16 protein-coding genes and 1 pseudogene are annotated in these 20,767 nt (G+C 71.4%); 7 read left to right on the top strand and 10 right to left on the bottom strand.

Going from position 1 to position 20,767, the window contains the following annotated elements:
• Positions 1–83: 83 nt before the first annotated feature.
• On the bottom strand, positions 84–1,172 hold the full coding sequence (locus EES43_RS10735) for a hypothetical protein (RefSeq protein WP_124268524.1): 1,089 nt from the start codon (positions 1,170–1,172) through the stop codon (positions 84–86).
• Between the two features lie 380 nt (positions 1,173–1,552).
• Between EES43_RS10735 and EES43_RS10730 the strand changes: the two genes are divergently transcribed.
• Both EES43_RS10730 and EES43_RS10725 read left to right on the top strand, forming a co-directional pair.
• Complete coding sequence (locus tag EES43_RS10730) at positions 1,553–2,455, top strand: helix-turn-helix domain-containing protein (protein ID WP_124268523.1); 903 nt, start codon at positions 1,553–1,555, stop codon at positions 2,453–2,455.
• A complete protein-coding gene (locus EES43_RS10725; protein ID WP_124268522.1) occupies positions 2,452–2,658 on the top strand; it encodes a DUF397 domain-containing protein in 207 nt (68 codons plus the stop codon). The genes EES43_RS10730 and EES43_RS10725 overlap by 4 nt, the downstream gene beginning before the upstream one ends.
• 120 nt (positions 2,659–2,778) lie before the next feature.
• On the opposite strand, the gene EES43_RS10720 is transcribed toward EES43_RS10725, so the two are convergent.
• Positions 2,779–4,086: an LCP family protein gene (locus EES43_RS10720; RefSeq protein WP_124268521.1), complete on the bottom strand. Its 1,308-nt coding sequence runs from the start codon at positions 4,084–4,086 to the stop codon at positions 2,779–2,781.
• A gap of 118 nt (positions 4,087–4,204) precedes the next feature.
• On the opposite strand from EES43_RS10720, the gene EES43_RS10715 reads away from it, so the two are divergent.
• Positions 4,205–4,753 (top strand): acyl-CoA thioesterase, encoded by a 549-nt coding sequence (locus EES43_RS10715; RefSeq protein WP_124268520.1) that lies wholly within the window; start codon positions 4,205–4,207, stop codon positions 4,751–4,753.
• An 82-nt stretch (positions 4,754–4,835) separates the two neighbouring features.
• Here EES43_RS10715 and EES43_RS10710 read toward each other — a convergent pair whose 3' ends face one another.
• Positions 4,836–6,209, bottom strand: a complete 1,374-nt coding sequence (locus tag EES43_RS10710; RefSeq protein WP_124271897.1) for an LCP family protein — start codon at positions 6,207–6,209, stop codon at positions 4,836–4,838.
• Between the two features lie 386 nt (positions 6,210–6,595).
• On the opposite strand from EES43_RS10710, the pseudogene EES43_RS31840 reads away from it, so the two are divergent.
• Positions 6,596–6,839, top strand: a pseudogene (locus EES43_RS31840) (hypothetical protein); the annotation flags it as partial.
• Here EES43_RS31840 and EES43_RS10700 read toward each other — a convergent pair.
• The 4 genes from EES43_RS10700 to EES43_RS10685 all read right to left on the bottom strand — a co-directional run bounded on the left by EES43_RS10700 (position 6,817) and on the right by EES43_RS10685 (position 13,472).
• The gene (locus EES43_RS10700; protein WP_124271896.1) at positions 6,817–8,340 is read right to left on the bottom strand and encodes an LCP family glycopolymer transferase; all 1,524 of its coding nucleotides are present in this window, start codon (positions 8,338–8,340) and stop codon (positions 6,817–6,819) included. The pseudogene EES43_RS31840 and the gene EES43_RS10700 sit on opposite strands and share 23 nt — an antisense overlap.
• A 357-nt stretch (positions 8,341–8,697) precedes the next feature.
• Positions 8,698–10,473, bottom strand: coding sequence for an LCP family protein (locus tag EES43_RS10695; RefSeq protein ID WP_241192369.1), 1,776 nt, complete (start codon positions 10,471–10,473; stop codon positions 8,698–8,700).
• 224 nt (positions 10,474–10,697) lie between these two features.
• Positions 10,698–12,380: an LCP family protein gene (locus tag EES43_RS10690; protein WP_124268519.1), complete on the bottom strand. Its 1,683-nt coding sequence runs from the start codon at positions 12,378–12,380 to the stop codon at positions 10,698–10,700.
• A 339-nt stretch (positions 12,381–12,719) separates the two neighbouring features.
• Positions 12,720–13,472, bottom strand: a complete 753-nt coding sequence (locus EES43_RS10685; RefSeq protein WP_124268518.1) for a TIGR03089 family protein — start codon at positions 13,470–13,472, stop codon at positions 12,720–12,722.
• A gap of 138 nt (positions 13,473–13,610) precedes the next feature.
• Here EES43_RS10685 and EES43_RS10680 point away from each other — a divergent pair, with 138 nt between their 5' ends.
• Both EES43_RS10680 and EES43_RS10675 read left to right on the top strand, forming a co-directional pair.
• Positions 13,611–15,140, top strand: coding sequence for an N-acetylmuramoyl-L-alanine amidase (locus EES43_RS10680; RefSeq protein WP_124268517.1), 1,530 nt, complete (start codon positions 13,611–13,613; stop codon positions 15,138–15,140).
• 250 nt (positions 15,141–15,390) lie between these two features.
• Entirely contained in the window at positions 15,391–16,377 is a 987-nt protein-coding gene (locus EES43_RS10675) for a DNA-3-methyladenine glycosylase family protein (protein WP_124268516.1), read from the top strand.
• Positions 16,378–16,586: 209 nt separating this feature from the next.
• On the opposite strand, the gene EES43_RS10670 is transcribed toward EES43_RS10675, so the two are convergent.
• The 3 genes from EES43_RS10670 to EES43_RS10660 form a co-directional block, all read right to left on the bottom strand.
• Positions 16,587–17,942, bottom strand: a complete 1,356-nt coding sequence (locus EES43_RS10670) for a coenzyme F420-0:L-glutamate ligase (RefSeq protein WP_124271894.1) — start codon at positions 17,940–17,942, stop codon at positions 16,587–16,589.
• Positions 17,943–18,079: 137 nt separating this feature from the next.
• The gene (gene cofD, locus EES43_RS10665) at positions 18,080–19,036 is read right to left on the bottom strand and encodes a 2-phospho-L-lactate transferase (protein ID WP_124268515.1); all 957 of its coding nucleotides are present in this window, start codon (positions 19,034–19,036) and stop codon (positions 18,080–18,082) included.
• A 12-nt stretch (positions 19,037–19,048) separates the two neighbouring features.
• Positions 19,049–19,588, bottom strand: a complete 540-nt coding sequence (locus EES43_RS10660; RefSeq protein ID WP_124268514.1) for a cysteine dioxygenase — start codon at positions 19,586–19,588, stop codon at positions 19,049–19,051.
• Positions 19,589–20,284: 696 nt separating this feature from the next.
• Between EES43_RS10660 and EES43_RS10650 the strand changes: the two genes are divergently transcribed.
• A complete protein-coding gene (locus EES43_RS10650; RefSeq protein WP_014046372.1) occupies positions 20,285–20,548 on the top strand; it encodes a WhiB family transcriptional regulator in 264 nt (87 codons plus the stop codon).
• Positions 20,549–20,767 lie beyond the last annotated feature (219 nt).

Genomic DNA, 20,767 nt, shown 5'->3' with positions numbered 1-20,767 from the left:
GGTTGTACTGACGGCGCGCCGGGCGAGAACTCATCGGTCCGCCTCCCTCTCCATGGCCGGACTCGGCAGGCTGACGGCAGGCCCTACGCCGCTTCCCCGTTCCGGTCGCGGCAGTCGCGGCAGTGGCCGGGGCGGTGGGAGCGGAAGGCCCGCTCGCAGCCGTCGCAGGTCTGGAAGGGGCTGGCGGCCGGAGCCCGGCGGGGCGGTGTGAGGTCCTGGGTGCTGGGGAGCGGGGGCGGCAGGAGGGCCGTGAGGCGGTGTCTGAGGAGCCTCGCCGGGTGGTTCAACGGCTGCGGGAGGTCGGTGGTGAGGGCGTGCCGGATCGTGTCGGGATGCGCGTCACGTTCGATCCAGGCGGCCACGCCGGGGGCCAGGCGGTCCACATCGGCCTCGGAGAGCACGAGTTGCGGGGCCCGGCGGCGGAGGTCGGCGAGCAGCGCCGTGGCCGTCCGGTGCAGATCCGGGGTCAGCTCGTGCGGCTGGGGCAGCGGGGCGAGCGGCGGCCTGGGCGCGGTGGGAGCCGGTAGGAGAACCGGAGCCGGGGGGTGCTCCGGTACGCGAGCGGGCTCAGGGGCGGAGGGAGCGGAAGCGGGAGGGGGAGCAGGAGCGGGAGCGGTCATCGCGGGCTCCTCGCGCGTCTCGGTGGCCTCCGCCCCGAGCGGCGGCTTCGGGGCGACCGGGGCCGGCTGGCGTACGGGCACTGGGCATGCCGCCGCGCGTATCGCGTCCGGGGCCGGGCGGCGTACGGCCGCCGGGCACGCCGCCGCGCGTACGGCCGCCGGTCGCCCCGGAGTCGCCGCGCGTATCGCGTCCGGCCGGTTGCAGGACACCGTGCGCGTGACGACCCGGCCGTTGGGCAGGCGTAACCGGACGCGGTGCAGATAGCCGTGGGCCTCCAGCTCGCGCAGGGCGGCGGCGATGCGGATCTCGCCCTCGGGGAAGCGGCCTGCCAGGCGTTTGACGCCCACCGGAGCGCCGGTCGGCAGCGACTGGATGTGCACGGCGAGCCCGATCGCGGTGAGCGACAGTTCGGCGTGCTGGGCGAGGTGGTTCCCGACGACCGTGAAGCGGCCGGTGTGCGGGACGGCGAGGTGGATGACGCCGGAGGGCGGGAGAGGCCCGGGAATCCCGGTCAGGGCGTGGCCCAGGGAGGTATCGTGCTGGGTATCCATCAGGAAATGGTTCTTTCCGTGGTGGCTAGGCCCTCGTTCGGGATTGCTGTCCCGGCGGGGGCCGTCGTATGCCTGGTTGTCGGTGGTCAGCGTGAGCATATGCCGGGCAACCCGAAGAAAAGCCAGTCGAGTTGGCACATCTCAGCCTTCCGGGTGACTTGTCCTTCTCGCAGTTGACCACCGGGATCGGGTGGGGTGGGTTGGGTTTTTTCCTGGGTTCTTTACGTAGTTGATGTCGTGGCCCGCCGGGTCGCGGTCGGCCACGATCTGGTGATGCCGCACCGGGTCGTGGCACGCGACGACCTGGTCCGATCAGCTACTTCGGGGGATTTCCGCCGATCCGCTCCCCGGTCGGCCGGACCGTCCCTACGCTGCTGGGCATGGCTGACGAAGACGGCAGGCACGGCGCGGCGGCGGCACGCGAGGCGGAGGCGGGAGGTGACCCGTCCGAGCCGGACCTCGACCTCGACATCGATGCGGCCGACGATTCGAGCGCGGTGGTGGCCGCCGTGGGGCGGCAGATCAAACTGTGGCGCGAGGCGGCCGGGATGCGCGCCGTCGAGCTGGGCAGGGCGATCGGCTACAGCGAGGATCTCGTCTACAAGGTCGAGGGCGGACGGCGCATCCCCAAGCCGGAGTTCCTGGACGCGACGGACGCGGCCGTGGGCGCGGGCGGCAGGATCTCCGCGATGAAGCAGGACGTGGCGGAGGCCCGCTACCCGAAGAAGGTGCAGGACCTCGCCAAGCTGGAACGGGCGGCGGTCGAGTTCGGCGCGTACGACAACCACAACGTCAACGGGCTGCTCCAGACCGCCGAATACGCCCGTGCGCTCTACGAGATGCGGCGGCCGGCCTTCGGGCCCGACGAGGTCGAGCGGTATGTCGCCGCGCGGATGGCGCGACAGGAGATCTTCCGGCGGAAGCCGCTGACCATGCTCACCTTCGTCCAGGAGGAGGTGACGATCCGGCGACCGCTCGGTGGGCGCCCGGTGCTGCGACGCCAGCTCGAACACCTGCTGGAGATCGGGCAGTTGCGGAACGTCGAGATCCAGGTGATGCCGACCGACCGGGAGGACCACGCCGGGATGGGCGGCCAGCTCCAGCTTCTCAAGTTCAGGGACGGCAGCGCGGTGGGACACTGGGAGGGGCAGTTGTTCAACCGCCTGACCTTCGACCCCAAGGAGATCCGCGTCCTGGAGCAGCGGCTCGGTCTTGTCCGTGCTCAGGGGCTCACTCCACGGGAATCGCTGGCCTTCGTCGAGAAAGTGCTGGGAGAGACATGACGCGCAACACGTCCGGGGGAGACGGCTCCGCCCTGGAATGGTTCAAGAGCAGCTACAGCAGCAACGACGGCCCTGCATGCGTCGAGGCCGCCGCCGCCTGCGGCACCGTGCACATCCGTGACTCCAAGGACCTCGCCAGGAAGCCGCTCGGCTTCAGCTCCGCCGTCTGGGCGGACTTCGTCCCGTACGTCTCCGGCGTCTGAGGGACACGCACCACCCGCGCCGCCCTCGCACGCTCCGAACGCGCTCGGCCGGGCCCCCGAGCCCCGGGTGGCCGAGCGCGTTCGTGTGTCCCCGTGGGGTGGCCCCCGTCGCCAGGGGCGTCAGTTGCCGGTGACGGTGACCTTCTCGTCGTTCTTGAGCTGCTCCACCAACTGCTTCACCTTGGCCTTGTCCCAGAGCAGGTTGCCTCCGGTGCTGCCCGCGATCGGCATGTTCATCGACGTGCCCTCGCCGCCCGTCACGCCCTTCATGGCGAAGAACATCTGGCTCAGCGACCAGAGCGACATGTCCTTGTCCACGACCAGGGTGTCCAGGCCCGCGCCCATCGTCGGGTAGAGCGCGAACGGGTTGAGGATCGTGGAGGGCGTGGCCGTCTGGCTCGCCAGCGCCGCGAGGAACTTCTGCTGGTTCTTCGTACGGTCGAGGTCGCTGCCCGCGAACGCGTACCGGGTCCGGACGAAGGCCAGCGACTGCTCGCCGTTCAGCGTCTGCTTCCCGGCCCGGAAGTCGGCACCCGACTTCTTGTCCTTGAACGCCTTCGGGATGTCCATCTCCACCCCGCCGATCGCGTCCACGATCTTGGCGAAGCCGCCGAAGCCGATCTCGACGTAGTGGTCGATGCGCAGGCCGGTGTTGAACTCCACCGTGCGCACGAGCAGTTCGGGGCCGTCCTCGGCGTAGGCCGCGTTCAGCTTCACCTGGCGGCCGGTGCCCTGGAACATCTTCCCGGACTCGGAACCCTTGAAGGACGGGATCTCGACGTTGGAGTCGCGCGGCAGCGAGATCAGCGTCGGGCCGTTGGAGCCCCGGTGCAGGATCATCATCGAGTCGGTCCGCTTGCCCTCGGCCGAGCCGGTGTGCAGCTTCTTCTTGTCCTCCGACGTCATGCCCTCGCGGCTGTCGGACCCGACGATGAGGTAGTTCGTCCCCTCGCCCTCCTCCGGCCGCTCGATGACCTTGGACAGGTCCACCTCGCGCTTCAGCTTCGAGTCGGCCCAGAAGTACGTCGAGATGGAGACCGCGAGCACCACGACCACCAGGGTCAGCGCGCCCAGTTTGATCCGGCGGCGCCAGTCCGGCGCGGGGCGGCCCTGGACGTAGCCTCCGTCACCGCCGCCACGGCCGCCGCCCCGGCCGGAGCCGTTGCCGCCGCCTCCGCCGCCGTAGACCTGGCCCGTGTTGTACCCGCTGTCGTAGCCGGTGCCGTTCCCGTTGTCGTATCCGGGGGAGCCGCCCTGTCGCGGGTCGGCGTACCCCTGGCTCTGCGGCGGCACCTGCGGCCTCTGCGGCGGGGCCTGGGGGCGCCGGATGTGCGGCATGGCGCGGGCTCCCTCGGGCCGGGGGCTGGTGCTGCCCTGCCCGTAGTGCTCGCTGCGGTCGCCGGTCCGTCGATCGGGCCAATCGTTCATGCCGACCAGTGTGCCGTCCCGGTGCGCAGGTATTACAGGGTGTAAGGGAAATCGCACCAGGGCTGTTGCGAACCTGATGCATTCCGCGGAATCCGGGCCCCCGCATAAGGTGGACGGTATGACAGATCAGGCCACCCGCCCGGACAGCGCGATTCCGGGCAAGCCGACCGCGGCGTCCCGGACCACCCTCAGCCACATCATGACCGGCAGCGACACCAACCTCCTGGGCACCGTGCACGGCGGCGTGATCATGAAACTGGTGGACGACGCGGCGGGCGCCGTGGCCGGCCGCCACTCCGGCGGACCGGCGGTGACCGCGTCGATGGACGAGATGGTCTTCCTGGAGCCGGTGCGCGTCGGCGACCTCGTCCACGTACGCGCGCAGGTCAACTGGACCGGCCGCTCCTCCATGGAGGTCGGCGTCCGCGTGATGGCCGAGCGGTGGAACGAGTCGACCCCCGCCCAGCAGGTCGGCAGCGCCTACCTGGTCTTCGCCGCGGTGGACGGCGACGGCAGGCCCCGCCCCGTACCGCCGGTGATCCCCGAGAGCGAGCGCGACAAGCGGCGCTACCAGGAGGCGCAGATCCGCCGCACCCACCGGCTCGCCCGCCGCCGCGCCATCAGGGAGCTGCGCGAGAAGCGCGCAGCCGACGGCATCGACGACTGAGCCGTAGCCGGGTCGCGGACCAGGCCGGGACGGGACCAGGCTGGGTCGTGGTCAGGCCCGGGAGAGCCCTCACGGGCAGCTCTCACGGGCAGACGACCTCGTCGCCCGTCACCGTGGAGAACTCCCCCTCCTGCGCGCTCTCCGCCCTGACCCGCCGCACCTCCGTGAAGTCCGAACCCGCCGTCACCTGCATCGTGCCGCCCTGCCCCGCCACCGGCCTCAGCTCGCTCCCGGGCAGCGCCGCCCCCAGCGACTTCGCCGAACGGTCCCAGCGCGGGTCGTACGTCACCAGCGTCCGCTTCACGTCGCGCAGCTTCCCGTTGAGCGGGACCCTCGTGGTGTTGAACCCGGTGGCCCGCAGCGCGGTGTCGACGTCCTTGGCCAGACCGTCCTTCGGAGTGCCGTTGTAGACCTGCACGCGCACCTGCGCGGGCGCGACGTCGACGAGCGCGGCCCGCGGCTGCCGCGGCCGGTTCGCCTTCTCCGGCGCCAGCGGCCTGTCCTCGCGCAGCGCCCGGAACAGCTTCTTCGACTTCTTCGCGTCCCACTGGACCGTGGAGCCGATGCCCTTCACCGCGAAGCCCGGGTTGCCGATCGGTACGGAGGTGAACTCCGACGAGGACGGGCTGAAGTCCCGCATCGCCCTGCCGAGCGCCACCATCTGCTCCGTGCCGAATCCCTGGTCCGCCCGGACCGAGCCGAGCACGGAGGCGGAGACCTGCTGGAACCTCACCGGGTTCAGCAGCACCCCGCTGCCGGTGGCCTGCTTGATCAGCGCCGCCACGAACTTCTGCTGGCGCTGCATCCGCCCCAGATCGGAGGCCCCGTCGACGTGCCGGGACCGTACGTACTGGAGCGCCTGTCCGCCGTTCAGCTCGTGGGAGCCCGCCGCCAGGGTCAGCCCCGTGTAGGTGTCCTTCATCGGCCGGGCCGTGCAGATCTTCACCCCGCCGACGGCGTCGACGGTCTTCATGAAGCTGGTGAAGTCGACCTCCACGTAGTGGTCGACCTTGACACCCGTCATGTGCTCGACCGTCCGCACGGTCAGCGTCGGCCCGCCCTCCGCGTACGCGGCGTTCAGCTTCACCGGGTGGCCCGCGTGGTGCTTGCCCGTGTTGCGGTCGGTGTGGGCGGGGATCTCGGCGTAACTGTCGCGGGGGAGGCTGACGACGCTCGCGCGCCGTTTGTCCGCCGACAGATGGACCAGCATGATCGTGTCCGTGCAGTGGCAGGGAGCGCCGCCCAACCGGTATTTCCGCTTCTCCGCCTTCGTGATGGTGTCCCGGCCGTCGGTGCCGACGAGCAGCAGGTTCATGCCGTGGCCCGACTGTGGGCGGTTCTTCATGTCCTTGAACGGGTCGACCCGGCCGATCCCGGTCTCCAGGCTGCTCACCACCGCGTGCCCGATCCCGCCCGCGCCCAGGACCAGCACGGACAGCCCGGTGGCCACCCGCATGCCCCAGCGCGGGCGTTCGTCCTGCCTCCGGGAGCGGACGGGCCGGGTCTGCGCCGGTCCGCGGCGCGGCGGTGCCGGGCGCTGCGGTGCGGGGCGGGCGTACGGGGGAGTGGCGCGGGGGTGCGACGGACGCTGAGGTCGCTGGGGGCTGGGCACGGGGGGAGACACCTCCGCGGTGCAAGGGGGACCATCGCACGGTAGGCCCATACGATCTCCACTCCGGCCCACGACCCGGCGGCGCGCACCGGTGTTCCCCCATTCGCGGTAACGTGGCGGCCCGGATAACGCCGCCTCCAGGGGTGCGAACCCCCGGCGTCCCCGAGGACCGTCGCCGAGGGCCACATGTCTGCCGCGCAGTGCCCCGCCGTCTCCGGCGGCTACGCGGCGGCTACGCGGCGGTGATCGTCGCCGGATCGGTGCCCGCGGGCAGGGGGCTCTCTCTCAAGGCCCGCGCGGATCATCCCGGTGGCGCTGACGACCATGCACATGTCCTGAGGGTACGGGTTCCTCACCAGCCCGCGCCCGCCGGCCAGGAAGGTCATCGCCGGCCGCCGCCGGGCCCTTCGCGGCGGCCCGGCGTCCGCCGCGTCACCAGGCGCAGGTCGCGTCACCAGGTGTAGTTCGGGTTGACGCGCATGCAGCTCTTCTCCTCGCCGTTGAGGGCCTCGGCCGAGTCCGGGGTCTTCTCCTGGCCCTTGGCCGCGGGATAGGCCCGGTCCTCCCGCCAGTCGGCTCCCACCGCGAGCGAGATCCCGGACACCTCCGTGGACTTCTTCACCTGACCCAGCGGAATGCCGAGAGCCTTCGCGACCGCCTGGGCGTCGCCCTCCAGGTCCGCGCTCGGATACAGGACCGCGGTGCGCACCGCGCCGCTCACGTTCCCCGAGTCGATGGTGGTCTTCCCGAAGCCCGCGTCCTTCAGCTGGTCCGACACGTGACGGGCGCGGCCGGACGCCGGACCGAGCGCGTCGGTGGCCGTCGCGTTCCGTACGGCGACCGCGATCTCGCCCACCGGCGCCGACGGGTCCTTGGTGACCTCCGGCTTCCGCTTGGACGCCTTGCCGTCCAGCGGTACGTCGTCGCGGACCATCCGGAACAACTGCTCCGCGTCGCCCGCCTTCGGATAGACCCGGCCGGCGTTCACGCCCGTGCCGTACACGTTCGGCATGGTCGACATCGTGATCCGCTTCGTCGGGACCTTCTTGAGCTCCTCGGCCAGGTCGTACAGCTTGGTGACCGTGTCCAGCCCCTTGTCGACCGTCAGCGCCTCCGTGGCGGCCTCGGCGAGGTTCATCAGCTTGGTCGGGTCGGAGAGCTTGGTGCCCTTGCGCAGCTCACGGACCATCGAGTTCATGTACTGGTGCTGGGCCTTGGCCCGGCCGAGGTCGCTGTTGTCCTCGAAGCCGTACCGGGTGCGCAGCCACTGGAGGGCCTGCTCGCCCTTGATGGGAGTGGTGCCCTTCTTCAGCTTCAGCCCGGAACCGCCGCGTCCGTCGCGACCGCGCGAGAGGATGTTGGCGTCGACGCAGACCGGGACGCCGCCTATCGCGTCGGCCATCGAGACCACACCCGCGAAGTCGATCATCATGAAGTGGTCGATGGTGATGCCGGTCAGCTCGTACCAGGCGGCCACCGTGCACCCCGGACCACCGCGCCCCAGGCTCTCGTTGGTCTGCACGTCCACGGTGCTGGCCGGGTAGACCTTGCCGTCCGGGGCCGTGCACTTGGGCATCTTGAGCATGGTGTCGCGCGGCATGCTGATCACGGAGAGGTTGCTGCGGTCCGCCGAGAGGTGGAGCAGCATCTGCACATCGGCGAGCGGCATGCCGCCGAAGGTCTCCTTCGCGCCGCCGAGGGCCTGGTTGGCCTTCGAGTTACGGGCGTCGGAGCCGATGAGCAGGATGTTGAGCGGGGTCTGACCGGCGGCATTGGCCTTGTGGTCGGCCATCGGCTTGTCGCCGAGGGTCAGATCCTCCTTCTTGATATTGCCGTTGAGATGGTCGTAGTACAGATAGCCGGCCCCACCGGCGCCGAGTATGAGCACCGCCAGAACGGACGCCCCCCAGCGCAGCGCCCGCCGCCGGCCGGTCTTCGGGGCCCGGCGGCTGCCGCGTACGTCTTCGCCGCCTATGCCGCCTGTCCCGCCCTTGCTGCTCTTGGCGCCTTCAGCGCCCTTGTCACCCTTGTTGCCCTTGTTGCCCTTGTTGCCTCTGCCGTTGCGCCGGGGCCCGCCTCCGGACCTCCCCGCGCGTCTGCCCCGCGCCGCCCCGGACCGCGCCGCCGCGGCGTCAGCGGTGTCGGCGGCGGCCCGGTCGGTGTCGTCGCCGTCGCCCGCGCGGTCGTCGTCCGGTGCGTACAGGCTCTCGTCCCAGCCGCGTTGGCTCGCGTGCCGGACGCGCGAGCGCGTTCCCTCCCCGGGTGTGCTGCTGCGACCCACCGGACCCCCCATATGCTGTTCAGATTTCCGCTGTGGCGCGGTGACCCGGTGTCACGCTGCGCATTCCGCCTTGTCGGCGCTTGCCTGCTGGATGCCCTCCGGCGCCTTCGCCGGTCCGGAGACGGGTATGCCGACGCCCTTGAAGTCCGCCCCCAGCGTCAGCACCATCGCCTGCAAACCCTCGGCGTCGGCGGTGCCCCGCTTCATGGCCCCGGCCGGCAGCCCCATCATTTCGGCGAGCGCCCGTGCCTGGTCGGCCTGGTTCGGCGCGTACGCCAGGGTCGTCTTCTTGATCTTCGCCGGGGCGTTGGCCTTGTTGGTCGACTTCAGAACGCCCTGACTGTTCTGGAGCCAGGTGACGGTCGCGCCGGCCGCACCCGCGATGTCACCGCCGTTGAGGACGTCGACGCGTACGTCGGCGGGCTCGGCCTTCGGCCCCTTCAGCAGCGCGGCCTGCTTGCTCTTGGCGGCCTTCTTCTTCTGCTTCACCTCGGTGAGCGAGGTGTCGGAGCGCATCATCGCGAACAGCTGCTCCGCCTTCTCGGGCTGCGGAACCACGGTGGCCTTGACCGTCTCGGCCGGGTTGTCGATGACCGGCAGCGTCACGAAGGTGATGTTCTTCGTGTTGACCTTGCCGAGCTCCTGGGCCAGCGTCATCAGCTTCTTCGCGCTGCCGATGCCGGAGTCGACCGTCAGCGCGTTGGTCGCCGCGTCGGCCAGGCTGAACAGCTTCTTCGGGTTGGTGAGCGTGTCGCTCGACTTCATCTCGCGGATCATCGAAGCCAGGAACTGCTGCTGCACCTTGATCCGGTCGAGGTCGCTCTCGTTGCCGAAGCTGTGCCGGGTGCGCAGCAGGGCCAAAGCCATCTCGCCCTGCACCTTCGACTCACCCTTGGGAAGCTTGAGTTGGGACTTCGGGTCGTCGACCGGCTTGGCCATGCAGACCTTGACGCCGCCGACCGCCGTGGTCAGCTCCTTGACCGCGTTGAAGTCGACCATCATGAAGTGGTCGGGCTTGACGCCGGTGATGGCCTCGACCGTCCGCATGGTGCAGCCGGGGTCGCGCCCCTCCTGGCCGAGGCTGATGTTGAAGCGGACGCCGGGAGTCCCCGGGATCGTCTTCTTCGATCCGTCCGGCTGGGTCGTCTCGCAGTCCGGAATGTCCGTCATCAGGTCGCGCGGGATGCTCAGTGCCGTCGCGTTGGTGCGGTCCGCGGAGACGTGGAAGAGGATGTTGGTGTCGGCGTGGCCCTCGCTGCCCTTGTCGCCGTACCCTCCGTTGCCCTTGCCGGTGCGCTTGTCGGTGCCGATGACCAGGATGTTCATCGGACCGTCGGTGAGGACGTCCTTGTTGCCCGCGTTGCCCACGTCGACCGTGTCGATGTTGCCGTTGAGCCGCTGGTACAGCGCGTACGCGCCGGCCGAGCCGGCGACCACGACGAACGCCATCACCCCGCCCGTCCACAGCAGCGCCTTCTTCCGGCGCGCCTTCGGGGACTTGCGCTTGCGCCGGCCCGCGGCGGCCGGCTCCGGGCCGCGCCCGCTCTGGGAGGAGCGGCGGCTGCGCTGGCCGGGCACCTCGCGGCGGGGACCGCCGGCGGAACCGTCGCGCGCACCCGCTCCGCGGCGGCCGGAGCCGTCACGGGGAGCACCGCTCCGCGAACCGCTCCGCCGGGCGGAATCCGAGGCGTTGGACCGGCGCACCGCGCCGGACGACTCCCCTGCGGATTGATCCAGTCGCAGTTCGTAGTTGCCGGTGTGCGGGTTGAGCACCCACTGGTCTGCGGGGTCGATCTCGTCCGCCCGCCCACGGCTTTGCGCATCCACGGTTGCCTGAGTCCTCCGTCGGTGCCACGCGAGGCGCCCTCCCCCGGCAGGGCGCTCGTTCTTTCGCTCCAGCAGTGCACGACCTGGCGGCCGGAAGCACCGGATCGCGTCACACTATCCGGCTGCTTCGGAGTGGAGCGACGCGCGTGACCTATTCCACGCCCCTTACAACTGGGCATTCTTCCCAATACGCGTCGATTGTGTCTGTTGTCTTGGCAATTGCTTTACTGCTTGCACAGGTCGTCCGCCGCACTCGAACCCGAATAGGTGGGTGTGGGCGTCGGACTCTCGGAGCCGGTGTCGTCGGGCTTTCCGTCCTGGCCGGCCTTCTCGCTCTTCCGATCGCGCTTGAGCTCGTCCGCCGGGACCACGGCCACCGGCCGGTCGTCCCGCAGTTGCTCGAACAGCTCGCTCGCGTCCGGTTCGACGAGTTCGTCCCGGTTCGGGTCCTGGCGGTACGGCTGTCGGGGCACGGTCAGGAACTGCACCTGGTCGGTGGGCACGTTGCGCATCCCGCGCACCAGGTCGTACAGGTCCTTCAGCGTGTTCAGCCCCGGGTCCGTCGTCAGCGACTTGGTGGCCGCGTCCAGGACCGGGTAGAGCCGGGTCGGGTTGAGCAGGACGCCGTTGCTCTGCATCTTGTTCACCAGGGCGCCGAGGAACTTCTGCTGGCGCTCCATCCGCTCGGTGTCGCTGCCGTTGCCGATGGACTTGCGCGCGCGTACGTAGCCGAGCGCCTCCTCGCCGTTCAGCTTCTGCCGTCCGGCGGGCAGCCGCAGGTGGGCGTCCTTGTCGTCGATCGGCTCCTTGAGGCAGATCTCGACACCGTTCACGGCGTTGACCATGTCCTTGAAGCCGTTGAAGTCGACGACCATGTGGTGGTCGATGCGGATGCCGGTCATCCGCTCCACGGTGCGGATGGTGCAGGCGGTGCCGCCCAGCTCGAAGGCCGAGTTGAACTGCGCCTCGCGGGCCCGCGTGGTCTTGCCGTCGGCGGTCCGGCAGCTGGGCACCTCGACCATCAGGTCGCGCGGCAGCGAGACCGCCGTGGCGCTCTTCCGGTCGGCCGCGAGGTGCAGCAGGATCGTCGTGTCCGAGCGCTGACTCCCGCCGTCGTCCCGGCCGTACTCGCGGTTGTCGCCGGCCCGGCTGTCGGAACCGATGAGCAGGATGTTCTGCGCGGCCCTCACGACCGGCGCGGGCCGCTCCTTCTCGTACGCCTTGAGCTCGGCGGCGGCGCTCGTGTCGGTGGTGATGTTGCCGTCGAGCTTCTTGTACAGCCACCAGCCCGCGCCCGCGGCGACGAGGACGAGGAACGAGGCGGCGAGGGCGGTCCAGCGCAGCCAGTGGCTCTTGCGCACGCCGTCCTTGGGCCGCTCGGCCCAGGTCTGCGCACTGCGGTCGTCGTCGTTGCCGCCGCCGCTGCCGCCGCCGCTGCCGCTGCCGCTGCCGCTGCCGTTGCTGTTGCTGTTGTCGCTGTCCGGGTCCGCGTCGGTCCCGGCCCCGGTCTCCGTACCGGCTTCGGGCTCCGGTTCGCGTTCGGGTTCGGCCTGAGTGTCGGCCTCGGCGTCGAGGGGTGCCCCCGCGTCACTGCTCTCGCTGCCCGCGCCGGCCTCCGGTGCCCGCTCCGCCGGCTCCTCGGCGGGCCGTTCCGCCGTCGACTCCTCCGCAGGCTTCTCTTTCGAGCCCCCGGCGTCCTCGGCGTCCTTCGCGTCCCCGGTGTCCCCGGCGTCGTCGGATTCCTCGGAATCCTCGGAGTTCTGCGTGTCCTCGGCGTTCTTCGCGTTCGAGGCTCCGTGCCGTCCGGAACGGCCGCGTGACCCGCCCTGCGTCGTGTCCCCGGTCGGCTCGTCCGGGTTGTCCGGGTCGGCCGGCGTGCCAGCGCTGTCGGTCACGTCTGCGTCCATCCTTCACGTTCGGCGGCGCGATGGGCCGCCGGTCGCAGGAGTAGACGGCTGAACCTCACGCTTGGTTGTGCATCACGGGAGAGTGGTCCCCAAGGGTTGTCCCGCAATCCCTGGTGGGCGCGCGACGACGGCTACGGCACCTCGCCGCGTTGTCGGAATGTGCGCATACGTCCAGTATGCGGACGCTCCTCCGCTGTGCGATGCACGGCATCCGACGCCGCACGCTGATCCACCAGAGATCGCGGGACAACCCTTAGCGCCGATCATGGCCCCGCGCAGGTGCGCAGTCCCGGGGGCTCGGCCCTCTGTGGTCCGGACGAGTGCACCTCGGAGCGCTTGTCATACCGCGCTGTCGGTGACCCGCTCGCTTTCGACCCGCTTCGCCAGCGCTTCCGCGTCCAACTGGTCGAGGTGACGGCAGAGCACCACGGACCCGCCTGCGGCGAGCGGAGCGAAGAGCCCGGCGCTCAGCCCGTCCCAGTCGTCGTACGTACGACCGGTCAGCAGCCGCGATCCCGGGGCGAGCCCGAGGGCTCCCGCGTCCTCGCGCGCCCGCGCGACGAGCTGCGCCCCCGTCAGCTCGATCCCGCCCACGGCCAGCGCGGGCGCCTGCGGGTCCACCGGCGCGTACGGCGCGAAGCGGTCGCCCTGGCTCGGCACCTCGACGGCGTAGTCCGCGAAGCCCTCCGGCGTCTGCGGGAACCGGCCGCCCAGCGGACGCAGGGCCAGCGCGACCCGCTCGCCCCGGCAGGCCCGCGCCCGCTCCAGCGTGTCGGGGCCGGTCACGACGAGGTCGGCGGCGGCCGGGTCGCCCTGCACGTCGGCGACCACGCCGACCGAGGAGCAGGCCAGCAGCCAGACCGCGGACTGCCAGTGCGCGGGAAGCAGCAGCGCGACCCGGTCCCCGGGCTCGGCGGCCAGGTCGCCCTGGATCAGGTTGGCGGTCTTGGCCACCCAATTGGCGAAGGTGGCCACCGACAGTTCGACGCGTTCTCCGGTGGCGTCGTCGTAGAAGGTGACCAGGGGGCGGGCCGGGTCCGCGGCAAGGGCGGAACGCAGCAGGTCGGCAGGGGTGCTGTCGCTGGAGTTCATCCGCGCAAGCGTACGCGGGGGCTCCACGCGCGGCGGGCCGAACGGGTGTCACGGACACCGGTTCGGCAGACGGTGCGTCACTTTCGGGTAGGTGTCCGAGGTAGCCGGAGTGGTCCGAATATGTCAAGGATCAGCCGTATGCGTGCACTACTGGCAACTTCGATCGGCGTCACCTGTGCGGCGGCGCTCACCCTGCCCCTCGCCGTCCCCGCGTCGTCCGCCCCCACCCCCCAGGACGCCTCGGCCCGGCCTCCCTCCGCGGCCCCCGAATCGCCGGGCTCCGGCCCGCCCGAAACCCGGGAGGCGGTGACGGAACCTCACGCCACCACCTCCGACGCGCCAACCCCCGACGCGCCAACCCTCGACGCGCCGACCCTCGACGCGCCAACCTCAGACGCGCCGACCCCCGACGCGCCAGCCTCCGGCACGACCGGACCGGACACGACGGCCGCCGACCCGGCCCAGCGCGGGACCGATCAGCCCTCCGCCCCCGCCCGGTCGGCGGCGGACCTCCCCGGATCGACCCAGTCGCTCCCGATGGCCCGCCTCTCCTCCCCCTCGGACCGGGCCTCCGGCGCTGCCGCGACCCAGGGGCTGACCCGGCGCGACGCCCGCCCGTTCTCGCTGGTGGGCGTGGTGTGGGACGACGCCGGGACGGAACTGCACGGCACGGTCCAGATCCGCACCCGCGCGACCGGTACCGGAACATGGTCCGACTGGCAGGACGTGGAGACCCACAACTCCGAGCACGCCGCCGACCTCGGCAGCGCGGAGCGCGAGTCCGGCGCGGTGCGCGGTGCGACCGCTCCGCTCTGGGTCGGCGACTCCGACGGAGTGGAGGTGCGCGTACGGCCGGAAGCGCCCGATCCGCAGGACCGGGCGTCCACCCCCCTGCCGCTGCCCGGCGGGCTGCGCCTCGAACTCGTCGACCCCGGCGAGGACCCGCCGCGGGACCCGGCACAGGCGACGGCCCGGGAGGCCGGGCGGAAGACCGCCGGGAGCGACACCCCGGCGGCCTCGGCCGGTACCACCGCCGCCCGCGCCGCCGCCCGCGCGAGGCCGTACATCGGCCCGCGACCGCGCATCGTCACCCGCAAGGGCTGGGGTGCGGACGAGCGGCTGCGCGAGCGGAACTTCGCGTACACGAGGACGGTGAAGGCGGCCTTCGTGCACCACAGCGCGACCGGGAACAACTACACCTGCCGGCAGGCCCCATCGGTGCTCCGCAGCATCTACCGCTACCACGTCAGGAGCAGCGGCTGGCGCGACTTCGGCTACAACTTCGCCGTCGACAAGTGCGGCACCATCTACGAGGGCCGCGCGGGCGGCGTGACGAAGGCCGTGCTCGGGGCGCACACACTCGGCTTCAACACGAACAGCATGGGCATCGCGGTGCTTGGCACGTACTCCTCGTCGAACCCGCCGGCCGCCGCCGTCACCGCCATCGCGAAGCTGACCGCCTGGAAGCTCGGACTGTTCGGGGCCAACCCCAAGGGCAAGGTCACCCTCGTCTCCGGAGGCAGCAACAAGTACAGGAAGGGCAAGCGGGTCAAACTGAACGTGATCTCGGGACACCGGGACGGGTTCGCCACCGAATGCCCCGGAGCACGTCTCTACAAGAAGCTCGGCAAGGCCCGGACCAGTTCCGCCAAGCTGCAGGGCCGCTGACCCGGGGCCCGTCCGCCGCGTCGGACGGGGTCCGAGCCGTACGTCGCCGGCGGTTCCCGCTCGGCCGGCCCACCTCGTACGTCGCCGGGCGGGGAACCGCCGTACTCTCGAAGAGGCCCGGAGAAGGCCGCCCAGGCGCTCGGCTCCCACGACCCACCCCGACCGTCAGGGCGTGGACGGCCGATGACCGACGACCATGACCGACGACCAATGACCGACGACCCGGCGAACGACGACGAGGCTTCCATCCGTGGCAGGACGATTCGCGCCCCGCACCGCACGAGCGGCCCTCCCGCACCAGGCCGCCCCGACCCGGTCGGACGAGCCGCCGCGCACCCGTGACTGGTCCCCGCCCTATCCGCTGGACCTCCGCCTCGTGCTGGGACCGCTGCGCCGGGGCCCGGCCGATCCGACGTTCCGGATGACCTCGGACGGCACGGTGTGGCGGACGACCCGTACGCCCGAGGGGCCCGGCACCCTGCGCGTCACGGCCCATGGGGCCTCGATCCGCGCGGCGGCCTGGGGGCCGGGCGCGGACTGGCTTCTGTCCGGGCTCCCCACGCTCCTCGGCGCGGACGACGACCCGGACGCCTTCACTCCGCGCCACCGCCTGCTGGCCCTGACCCGGCACCGCCGCCCGGGGCTGCGGCTGCTGCGCACGGGCCTGGTGCTCGAATCGCTGATCCCCTCGATCCTGGAGCAGAAGGTCACGACGGACGAGGCGTACCGGGCCTGGCGGCTGCTGGTCCGCGGCTACGGCACTCCCGCCCCCGGCCCCACCGCCGACCTCGGCCTGTACGTCGTGCCGGACCCGCGTACGTGGGCCATGGTCCCGTCGTGGGAGTGGCACAAGGCGGGGGTGGACGCGAAGCGCTCCGCGACGATCCTGCGCGCGGTACGGGTGGCCCACCGGCTGGAGGAAGCGGCGGCGATGGACCTGCCCGAGGCGCGGGCCCGCCTGGAGCTGATCCCGGGCATCGGCCCCTGGACCTCGGCCGAGACACTTCAACGTTCCAACGGAGCCGCCGACGCGGTCACCGTCGGCGACCTCCACCTCCCCGGCATCGTCGGCCACGCGCTCGCGGACAACCGACACGCGGACGACGAGGAGATGCTGGCCCTGCTCGCCCCCTACGCGGGCCAGCGCCACCGGGCGACGCGCCTGATCCTGCTCTCGGGCCACACCCCGAAACGCCGCGCACCGAGGATGACCCCGCGCAACATCGCCGCCCTGTGACCGGCGCCTTTCCACCCCTGGCCGAGTTCCCACCCTGGCCGAGCCCCCTACTCAGCCCCTCCGGCGCCTGAGGAGCTGGGTCCGGGGCAGAGCCCCGGTTACGGGAAGGGACGGGGAGGGGACAAGCCCCGCGCAGCGGCACCACACCCGGACCGCACCCGGAAGCCCGCCGCCGTCTCACCCCCGCCCCCGCCTCCCCCTACCCCGCCTCACCGCACGGTGAGAAACGCCTCCGCATCCCGCACCCCCCGCTCCCGCGGCGCCCCCGCCGGCCGCCCCACGGCCACCGCGCCCAGCGGATCCCACGACTCCGGCAACTCCAGCACCTCCCGCACCACGGACCGGCAGAACATCGTCGAGGACACCCACGCCGACCCGAGCCGCTCACCCGCCAGCGCCACCAGGAAGTTCTGCACGCCCGCACCGGCGGCGACCACGAACATCTCGCGCTCCGCGGCGTCGCGCCGCTCGTCCCCGTACGTGTGGGAGCCGTCCATCACCAGGCACGGCACGACCAGATACGGCGCGTTGCGCAGCACGTCGCCCCGCCGCACCCGCTTCGCGATGGACTCCTCGCTCTTGCCGTCCCGCCGGAGGTCCGCGATCCACGCGTCCCGCATCGCGTCGAGCAGCCGCACCCGCGACTCCGGCGACTCCAGCAGGACGAACCGCCACGGCGTCGTGTGATGCGGCGCCGGAGCCGTCACGGCCGCGGCGACCGCCCGCCGCACCGCACCCGGGTCCACCGGATCGTCGGTGAACTCGCGGACCGTGCGCCGCAGCGTCACCGCCTCCCGCACCGCCTCCGACGTACCGAGCCGGAACATGTCGTCGGCCGCGCCGCGCACCAGCGCACGCGCTCCCGGGTCCGCCTCGTCCGCCGGAACGACGACCTGCGGCAGACCTCGCACCACGGCGACCGGCAGCCCGGCCGCCTTGCCCTTGACCAGATCGCCCGCCGCCGCCAGCTCGTCGGCCGTGGCCACGACGGTCGCGGAGAGCGGGTTGCCGTGGGAGTCCGTGCCGCCGCGCAGATCGTCGAGCACCCGCACTCCGGCCGCACCGATCGCGACATCCGTCAGCCCGGCGCGCCAGGGCCGCCCGAAGGTGTCCGTGACGACGACGCCGATCTCCACGCCGAGCGTGTCCCGCAACCCGTTCCGGATCCGGCGGGCGGACGCGTCGGGGTCCTCGGGCAGCAGGAGCACCGTGCCGGCCGGGGTGTTCGAGGCGTCGACCCCGGCGGCGGCCATGATCAGCCCCTGGCGGTTCTCCACGATGCGCAGCGTCCCGCGCCGCGCGACCAGCCGGACGGTCTCGGCGTCGATGGCCGCCTCGCGGTCCGCGGCCTCCATGATCCGGCCCTCGGCCTTGGAGACGATCTTCGAGGTGACGAGCAGGACGTCACCGTCGACCAGCCCCGGCTCCGTACCGGCGATCAGCTTCGCCAGATCGTCCCCCGCCCGGACCTCGGGCACACCGCCCAGCGCCCAGACCCGGAACGAGGGCGCGCCACCGGAGGCGGCGGCTCCGTCGACACCGGCCACCGACCCCGAACCGCCCACCGACACGGCACCGGCCACCGACCCCGAACCGGCTTCCGACCCCGAACCGGCTTCCGACGCCGTAAGCGCCCCCGGCTCCGTACCGCCGCCCGACCCCGGGCCGCGCCCCGACTCCGTACCGCCGCCCGTCGGCGCGCTCACGCCCGGACCTCCTCGGCCAGGGCCAGCGCCTGCCGGGCCATCTCCGCCGTGGCGTCCACGTCCGTCATCATCAGCGGCACCGCCCGGCAGCGGATGCCCGCGCCCTCCACCTCGTCCACCGCACCGGCGTCCACCGTGTCGACGAGCCAGCCGTCCAGCAGTCCCGAACCGTAGTGCTGGGCGACCGCCGCGGCCGTCGACTCGACGCCCACCGCGGCGAGCACCTTGTCCGCCATACCGCGCACGGGCGCGTCGCCGACGATGGGCGAGAGGCCGACGACCGGCACTCCGGCCTCGGCGATCGCCTCCCGGATGCCGGGCACGGCGAGGATGGTGCCGATCGAGACGACCGGGTTCGACGGCGGGAAGACGATGACGTCGGCGGAGCCGATGGCCTCCAGCACGCCCGGCCCGGGCTTGGCCTGCTCGGCCCCGACCGGCACGATCGCCCGCGCCTCGACGGAGGCCCGCAGCTTCACCCAGTACTCCTGGAAGTGGATCGCCTTGCTCTCGCCGTCCGTCTCGACGGCGACATGCGTCTCGACGCGGTCGTCGGTCATCGGCAGCAGGCGCACGCCCGGCCGCCAGCGCGCGCAGAGCGCCTCGGTGACCGCGCTCAGCGGATAGCCCGCGCCGAGCATCTGCGTACGGACGATGTGGGTGGCGAAGTCGCGGTCGCCGAGCCCGAACCAGCCCGGCCCGACCCCGTACGCGGCGAGCTCCTCCTTCACCCGGAAGCTCTCGTCGCTCCGGCCCCAGCCCTGCTCCTCGTCGATGCCACCGCCGAGGGTGTACATCACGGTGTCGAGGTCGGGGCAGACCTTCAGCCCGAACAGATGGATGTCGTCACCCGTGTTGCCGATCACCGTGATGTCCGCGTCGGGCGCGGCCTGCTTGAGGCCGCGCAGAAAACGGGCACCGCCGATACCGCCGGCCAGAACAACAATGCGCATGGCAGCAGTTTGTCAGGCGGGTACGACATCCACGGCCGTCGGGGCGTTTTGCGTCGGGTGCATGGGCATCTCGGTCAGGCCCGGGTAGTAGACGTGCAGACTCACGGCGGGTTCGAGCGAGTCGTTGACCACTTCGTGGACGTAGCCGGGCGCGAAGACGCGCTGCGCCCCGGGTCCGAGCGTGCGGGTCCCGCTCGCGGTGTGCTCGGTCAACTCGCCATCCAGCACCGTCAGCACGCCCGCGGAACGGCCGTGGTCGTGGCGTCCGCTGCCCTGGCCCGGCACCCAGCTGAGCAGCCACACCTCGTAGCCGAGCGGTGTCTCCTCCGCTCGGGCGGAGCCGGGAGCCGCCGGAACGGTGTGCAGGCGGTGGTACCAGCGGGTGGTGCTGTCGTACCGGACGAGACCGGCCCATCGAGCGCGGTCCGCGGCGATGGATCGGGCGAGGCCGACGAATTCGGAGACGGTGGAGGGATGCTCGCGGGCGGGGCGCAGGAGGTGCTGGACCTCAAGGATGTCGCCGGCGATCTGGAGGTCGCTGTCGCTGTTCATGGGGTGCGGTGGTTCCTCGGCATGGGGGGTGCGCGTGCGGGGGAGTCGCGATGAGCGTGAGCAGCCCGCGCCAGGGCTGACGGGCTACGGGAGAAACGCGGGAGCAAGGAGGCTGGATCAGAGCTGGAGCGCTAGGGCTTCAACAGCTGTGACAGCTGGAACAGCAACAGCGGGCCTGGACAGCGCTGCGGAACCCACGGACGTGGGTGACGTGCATCGCTGCGATCGCTGACATGCGGTCCAGGAGACCGGCTCAGGTGCACCTCTGTCAACTCGATGCCCGATTTGGGGGCAATCTTTCACCTCTTCCGGTTGCCTCGCAGGAAGAAAGGTTTGCGCGCCCGCCTGCGCGGAGACATGGCGCATCAGCCGTGTGCCCAAACATGGTTGAGACCCCGTGATCTGACTGTGATCTTGGTCGCTTCAGTGATCGAATCGCAACGTATGGGCACCTTCGATCGTCTTCAGCAGGAGAAGGCCGGAGAAGGTGCGTCATGGCGACGCCGGTGGCATATGTCAGGTTTTTGGCGATTTGGACACTTTCCGCATACGCTTGGTTCCGCAGAGTGAATCCCTGGGCCGATAGCAGATCCTCGCTTGACTGGCCTGGAGCTACACACTTGTAATTTCACTCGTGTCGTTCGGCCGTCGGCAAGGGCCGGACCACGGGACGCAAGAGACAGACGAGGGGCGCACATGACCGAGCTGTTCCAGCAACTGCTGGTCGAGGACGCGGACGAGGAACTCGGCTGGCAGGAGCGCGCACTGTGCGCCCAGACCGATCCCGAGTCCTTCTTCCCCGAGAAGGGCGGTTCCACCCGCGAGGCCAAGAAGGTCTGTCTCGCCTGCGAGGTGCGTTCGGAATGCCTCGAATACGCCCTCGCCAACGACGAACGCTTCGGAATCTGGGGCGGGCTCTCCGAGCGTGAACGGCGGCGTCTCAAGAAGGCCGCCATCTGACGGGCGCGAATCCCCGCGCCCCTGCCACACCTGAAGCACCACTCCGGCCGGCACCGGCCCACCCCGGCTCCGCCCGACGGCTCTGCCCGACGGCCCCGCCCCGTACCACCCCGACGCGGCCCGCCCGGCCGCCAGGACGTACCGCTCCCAGGACGTACCGCTCCCAGGACGTACCGCTCCCAGGACGTACCGCTCCCAGGACGTCCCGTCCCCAGGACG

Source organism: Streptomyces sp. ADI96-02 (assembly GCF_003846185.1).
In the GTDB taxonomy this organism is placed as follows: Bacteria; Actinomycetota; Actinomycetes; order Streptomycetales; family Streptomycetaceae; genus Streptomyces.
This window is presented reverse-complemented; position numbering and strand designations above follow the sequence as displayed.